8 protein-coding genes are annotated in these 6,337 nt (G+C 45.7%); 7 read left to right on the top strand and 1 reads right to left on the bottom strand.

Features of this window, described 5'->3' with window-relative positions:
- Positions 1-428: 428 nt before the first annotated feature.
- From ACOTXD_RS16970 to ACOTXD_RS16940, 7 genes are all read left to right on the top strand, one after another.
- Positions 429-812: a hypothetical protein gene (locus tag ACOTXD_RS16970; RefSeq protein ID WP_241237784.1), complete on the top strand. Its 384-nt coding sequence runs from the start codon at positions 429-431 to the stop codon at positions 810-812.
- Entirely contained in the window at positions 805-1,146 is a 342-nt protein-coding gene (locus ACOTXD_RS16965; RefSeq protein WP_023306399.1) for a hypothetical protein, read from the top strand. The genes ACOTXD_RS16970 and ACOTXD_RS16965 overlap by 8 nt, the downstream gene beginning before the upstream one ends.
- 635 nt (positions 1,147-1,781) lie before the next feature.
- Positions 1,782-2,003, top strand: coding sequence for a hypothetical protein (locus ACOTXD_RS16960; RefSeq protein WP_126501413.1), 222 nt, complete (start codon positions 1,782-1,784; stop codon positions 2,001-2,003).
- Positions 2,000-2,362, top strand: coding sequence for a hypothetical protein (locus ACOTXD_RS16955; RefSeq protein WP_023306398.1), 363 nt, complete (start codon positions 2,000-2,002; stop codon positions 2,360-2,362). Before ACOTXD_RS16960 ends, ACOTXD_RS16955 begins: the two co-directional genes overlap by 4 nt.
- A gap of 16 nt (positions 2,363-2,378) precedes the next feature.
- The gene (locus ACOTXD_RS16950) at positions 2,379-3,410 is read left to right on the top strand and encodes a major capsid protein (protein ID WP_022649287.1); all 1,032 of its coding nucleotides are present in this window, start codon (positions 2,379-2,381) and stop codon (positions 3,408-3,410) included.
- A gap of 133 nt (positions 3,411-3,543) precedes the next feature.
- Positions 3,544-3,741, top strand: a complete 198-nt coding sequence (locus ACOTXD_RS16945) for a hypothetical protein (protein WP_126501411.1) — start codon at positions 3,544-3,546, stop codon at positions 3,739-3,741.
- Positions 3,734-5,599 (top strand): cell envelope integrity protein TolA, encoded by a 1,866-nt coding sequence (locus ACOTXD_RS16940; protein ID WP_126501409.1) that lies wholly within the window; start codon positions 3,734-3,736, stop codon positions 5,597-5,599. Before ACOTXD_RS16945 ends, ACOTXD_RS16940 begins: the two co-directional genes overlap by 8 nt.
- Positions 5,600-5,641: 42 nt before the next feature.
- Here the strand turns inward: ACOTXD_RS16940 and ACOTXD_RS16935 are convergent, their stop codons facing one another.
- A complete protein-coding gene (locus tag ACOTXD_RS16935; protein ID WP_032676205.1) occupies positions 5,642-6,313 on the bottom strand; it encodes an EAL domain-containing protein in 672 nt (223 codons plus the stop codon).
- Positions 6,314-6,337: the final 24 nt, after the last annotated feature.

The following is a 6,337-nucleotide window of genomic DNA, read 5'->3' as shown; positions in this document are numbered from 1 at the left end:
TACCAGACACCAGCTGAATTCGCAACAGACTGGCGAAACAGGAAATATGAAGAAAAACCAACCGACATTACTAACTGAAGGTTGTAGCTAATCCTGGGGGCAGGTCAGAAACCCTGCATTACTTCTATAAATCCAAACCGACAAAGATCAGCTACGGTGACATTATCGAACGTTCTGGATGTTCGCAAGGTGGTGTGATGTTCTGGCTACATTCTCTTAAATCTTTCGGTGTGATCGATTTTAAAGAAGCTGGACATCTCGACATAACAATAAAATCTATGATCTCGGATTATGAGATCATTTATTCGAACGACTAAATAACAACAATCGGGAAACTTTTATGATCATCGCTATGTATTGGTTATTTGCATTTTACGCAGTATGGACATTAACGAGAAAACACGGAAGTTTCCCTCTACGAGGAATGAATGGGACGAAAAGAACGAAGTAACATTGTTAGAATCGAAAAAGCCACTCGCGCCAGCAAACGTAAATACACCTCTTCTCTACAAGACCTCGCAAGAGAGTCTATTCCAGGAAAATGGATCACCGAAATAATAGAATACCCTGCAACGGTGCCCGTAGGGGCAGAGTTTGAACTATTGCAGGATGTTTTATCGTCAACGGATAACGTCTTCTATAAACCACGCCGCCGCCGTGAATACCGTGTTGATTCATCGAATCTTAAGAAGTGGCAGCTATACGCAGAAAACTATATTGACTGGGTGGGATATTCCCAAACTAACGGCTTATCTCACCACATACAAGATTTTGACATTCTCTTTGACGACAAGGAAAACAACAATGAATAATAAAACTTTGGACATCGTGAACAACGTGAACACCCTAATTAACTCTTTCCACGATATTTGGCATTTACCAACCCTACAGCTTGTTAATAAGGCGTGGCGTGAGAGAACGCCCTCCGTGCTCCTGGAGGCGGTGCAATACACTGAACAGGCAATCACTGCCCTTGAACACTGGTATGCTGCTGTAGAGCACCTGGTGCAGATGAACGGGGATACCGTCACCGTGGATCAGGCGTGGCGCATTGCCAATGATATGGAGGAGCTTGCCCTCGCTATGGAACACACCACCGTTGAACTCGGAGAGCTTGCCATCCAGATCGCGGAAGAATGCGCATAACATAAAAGTTACGAAATGCCTTGACTTATTGTGCTATTTATGTCATAATTAGAGTTATAGGGTAAGAATTCGAATCACTTCTCCCTCCTGAATGCCGTTTCCCATAGCGGCACTCTTTCCATTCGAATGTTCTCTCTGAAAGTGTTGGTTCTTTCTTCTTTGTCTTGTTTAGTTCCGAAGGAATGCGCGGGATGTAATGTCTCGTTGTGTTGGTATTGCATCGCAATCACCGCGCATCTCCGACTTTTTCAGAAAGGGCATTCGCTCTTTACTCATTCATTCCGTTAGGGTGAATGTAGTCAGACTGAATAAATGCCGTCAGTGGTAGTTACGTTCAGGCTGGCAATCTCTTATTACTATTCCAGTGGTGATATTGAGATTCCATTCCCACTTCTCGCCATGACAGAAGGGCTTCTGTTTTGAAGTGGGAGCAATGACGGGCGATCCTTCTTCTGTTATTCGTAACAGTTGCGCCCTTCATTATTTTAGATGTCATTCTTTAACATCATGATCCTCCGAAACGAAAATGATTTTAACAGAATGCTTTCTAACAAGGGCATATCTCCTGGCGACTTCGGTCGCCTTTCTTACGCTCAATGCGTAACAGAAAAGTTAATAAAACGCGAAGGAACAACATGTTTCTATTAAATAACAAATCGCGTGTACTCAAATATAAAAATGATGTTCTCACCGTCAATCCTCAGATGATTGAGATGGTGGCTCAGTATGCTGGTTGTTCGGTTGATGAAGTGATCAAAGCGATGGATACGTGTTTTCCTGACGAATCACCAAAACAAGAAACAACTATTCAGGATTTGATTGCACGTAAAGTAAATAAGGAATCAACCAAACAATGATTATTGACCTATCAGAAGTCTTTCCGGTACGTAAAAGCTACACAGATATTGTGAGTGCTGCGACCGACAATTTTGCAGCAGTAGACAGTAAAGTGTTTGCTTCTCTTCCTGCTGATGTGCAGTGCGGCGATGTGCTCGATATCACTGGCGCTCTCTATACCTCTGGGAATGTGGCTTATGTCGTCGTCTCAGACTTCGTTAAAGCTGGTAGTAATAAGCCTGTGAACGTCCTACGCGCTCCTAACGTTGGATCATACGTTGCCCTCAAGAGCGACAATCTCAACGCAGCTAACCACGCAGCAGCGATCAGCGCATTACAGGCGCAAGGCTTCGCCACTCGTGAATTTTTCACCTCTTAAGCAAGGAAGATAAATAATGATTATTGGAAACGAGCGTATCGACCTTTCCCCATTATTCCAACTAACCAGCACCAGAAATTTCCTACTCAGTTCTCTAAATCTCTTTGATGGTGTGGGCGTTTCTTCTCATAAAGTTAGTGTGTCCCGTCTGCTGGAAGATAACACCAGCCTGTTCAACCAGCCTACGGCGCGTTTCTCAAACGAGCATAACACCACGCAGCGTCAGAGCGGCAAAGAATGGCTAATCGAGCTTCCGTATTTCCTTCGTGAAGATCTGATCACTCCGTCAGATATTCAGGGCAAGCGTAAGCCAGGAAGCGATATTCAAGAAACAGTGACGGACATTTACAGCGATTACATGGGTAAACACGCTGTAGCGTTTATGCGAACCCGTGAAAGTTACCTCGCACGATCACTCTTCTCTGGTCAGGTGTATACACCTAAGACAGACGATCTGTTAATCGACTTTGGCGACCTGTTCGGCGTAGCCCCGATGAATGCCACTCTTGATCTGTCAGCTACAGATAGCAGCACTCTACGTGCGATTGACGACATGGTGAGTCAAATCACCGAAGCGGCACAAAGCCAGGCGGCGGCAGTGGAGCGAATTATTGTTTTCGCCAAGGGTGGATTCTATAGCGATCTGCGTTTCAGTCCTGCGATGGAGGCGGCTTTCCGCTATGTCAGCCCACTTGATGAAGGGAACGTAGTGTTCCAGCATCGTGAACTACTTCCAGGTGTAAGCACCTTTTCGATCCCTGGCTCAAATGTAGATGTGATCAAGGTGACAGATCCGCTCCTGATCGCACAAATGGGTGATGCCGACGCTATCGCCATCCCGCAATTCGCTAAGGGAAGTGGTATTTACACCAATATCTACGGCGCGGCTTCGTCAACGTTCGAACTCCTTAATGCTGCACCTGCGGAAGTTTATAGCTGGAGCTTCGAAAGTGAGCGCGGAAACACGATCAACGTGATCTCGGAAAACTCAGCACTGCCAGTTAACCACGGCCTGAACTTCTCCGTTCACATTAAAGCCTCAGAATAACGAGCGATAGACGGTAGTTCTTCCCGTCTGAAATAAAGAAGAGCTTTTAATCAGGGGCGTAGGGAACTGGAACACGCAAAGCAAATGCGCCAGCCCTTGCCCCTTTTTATTTCCAGAATATGAGGAAAGATAGATGCAAGTGATTTTAAAAAGCGCGGGGCTTCACCTCGCCGTAAATGCTGAAACAGCAGAAGAGTTATTAAATCTGGCGGGAGTGTGTCGTGTGCTTGAAATAGATCACGGTCATCTACGTCAGTTATTACATCGTGGGCGTAGTGTATCAGATGCACTTAATTATCCGGTGAGTAAGAAAGGCGGTGGCGATGCTTGATATTTCGGTCAGTCAGATCCGCAATACGGTTACATTCGTGGTGGATAAGCAGAGCATTGCTCTGGCTAAAGCCGCAGCGGATAACCTTCAAAAGCACTTCCAGAAAATAGCCGATCCCAAGATTCGCTTCCAGGCTCAGAAGCAGCGCAGACAGAAAGCTCGTCAACAAGCCGATGATGCACGTTTTAATGATAAACCTCGTGATACGAAGGAAATGAAAGCCCAACGTGCGGCGCAGAAGCAGAAAGCCAGGGATGAAAAGGCCAATCTGAAAGCGAAGCAGCAGCTACAGAAGCGCCAAGAGACAGCCGAGCTTAAACTTCGCCATGCAGGGCTACAAGTGTCAGGAATTAAAGGTAAATACGGACTTGATCCTAAATCTCAATATGAAGCGTTACGTTTCATACGTCAGCAAACAGAGGAATTTGCCAAAGGCAATCTGACCAGTGCCCGTATGAACGCATCTATTCGTGAGCGTGTAACCCTGTTACGCAGAGAAGCCGCACAGCAAGCCAAAGTGACACAGGCACAGCGTACCCAGTATGCCGCAGCAGCCACTAAGCTAAAGGCTCAGAAGGGCGGGAATGCTCCTATCGTCGGTGGTGGGGTATTAGGAAGCCTTGCGTTAACGGCTGGCTCCCTCGGAGTGGGGCAGCGAATTGTTGACAAAGGGAATGAAAATCTTGACCTGGTGCGACAGTCGGCTCTTGTTAAGACAAATCCTAATGCAATCAAGACAATGGTAGCCTGGGGGCAGCAACATGGGGTTGACTCAGCTAATACATCTAAAGCCGTTGATAATATGAAAGATGTTCATGAACGCCTCGCCATGACTGTTAACGATGCTCAAATGAAGAATGGCGAATGGAAGGGTGGGGATGGTGGCATTACGTCGATAATGAACAAATTTGGATGGAGTAAGGATCAGATTTCCAAGTTCCAAGATTCACCACTCGATTTTGTTCAAGCTACAGTGAATGAAGGGCAACGCCGTGGTATGTCACAGGCTCAGATTGGTACGCTGATTGAGAGTTTAGGTGATGACCTGATGCACTACACAGATATGTTCATGAATAACGGAGCTGAGTATAACAAGACGCTGAAACAGCTTGTGGAAAGTGGTCAAACTCTTAACGACGAGCAAATCAAACAAACCTACGCTTACGGCGATCTGTCTGTGGCAATGGGTAATCTGATGAATGGTGTGGATAATTCTTTATTCACCGGATTCATGAAAGGCTTCGCTGATGGTGGTGATGACCTTGTGAAGAACACCAAAGTGATTACTGAATCGGCTGGAATGCTCGGAGAGGGGTTAGGCAATCTCTCGAAAGAAATCACCGGATTTGTGGGTGAGATTTCCAGTGTGGTGAGTGATATCAATGCTGGGCTTCGCTCTCGTTTCCCAGAGTGGTTTAGCAATGCTAACAAACCAGCGGCACAGAGTTTGTATGATGGTGCTGTTACAGGAAGTGCCAACAGTGCTGCCGATTGGGTGCAGGACAAGACAGGGTTTAATACCCGTAGTGTCGGTCATGCTGTTAAAGGTTGGTTAGGAATAGATGATAAGCCTACAGGGACAGCGGTAGAACAGTACGGCCTGAATGGTGATTCTCTGCGAGGGGGAGCGCTTCGTGATTCTGCTATATCATCCCTAACCAGCACCAATAGTGCGCCATCGTACAACCTTGCACCTGTATTCAATCTCAATCTTGAAGCGTCTGTTCCGCTCACCATCGCCAGCGATAGCTCAAGATTAAGCGATTACATTGATTTCCAGGCGAGAGCCTCACAAGCAAGTTTCGCACAGTCACTAACCTTGTCAGCCTTGAGCGGTCAAAGCAGTACAGGCGGGTGATACATCAAAGGGGCGTAAGCCCCTTTTTTGATGGTTTCAACACTACAGCAATAAATCCACGTTTTTAAAAGGGACAGATTTAAAAAGATACCCCTGTAATCCCCAAATCCCCACCTCACGCAGTAACCCCATATGATCTCTATTCTCAATCCCTTCAATAATAATTTTGTCACAGTGTTTTTTGATTGATGCAATCAGCTGGTTGAAGGTTGGTTTCTGCACCTGTTCATTAAAGAAGCAGCGATCTACCTTTACAACCTCAAAGTATCCTTCCATCAAACTAACTACATTCGCGTTTCCTGCGCCAAGGTCATCGAGCCATAGCCCATTTACACCCTGGCTCAGCGATTTTAATAAGGGACTTTTCAATCCCTTATCCAAACCAGGGAAATGCTCAGAAAGTTCAAGTTTGATGAATGGCATCGATTCGAAAGTTTGTCTAAGTATGTAGTCATGACGTATCAGAAAAGCCATTTGCTGATCAATGTTCAGTGTACAAAATAGATTCTTTTGCTCGAACCACGTTTGCTTAATGGCAATGTTTCCACATTGTTCGTATAGGAAAAGCCGCTTCCTATCTAAATCCCAAGATGAAATTACGAACTCAGGGTGAAGGGGACGTCCATCTGAGGTAATGAAGCGAGTGAGAAGCTCAACGCCTAACAACCTCTCGTCAATGCTCACAATTATTTCCGCGATAAATTGAGTCTGCATGTGTTTACTCCATGAATGTAACAG

Origin of the sequence: Enterobacter cloacae complex sp. CDL013, assembly GCF_049238805.1 — a bacterium.
GTDB classification, from domain to species: Bacteria; Pseudomonadota; Gammaproteobacteria; order Enterobacterales; family Enterobacteriaceae; genus Enterobacter; species Enterobacter hormaechei_C.
This window is presented reverse-complemented; position numbering and strand designations above follow the sequence as displayed.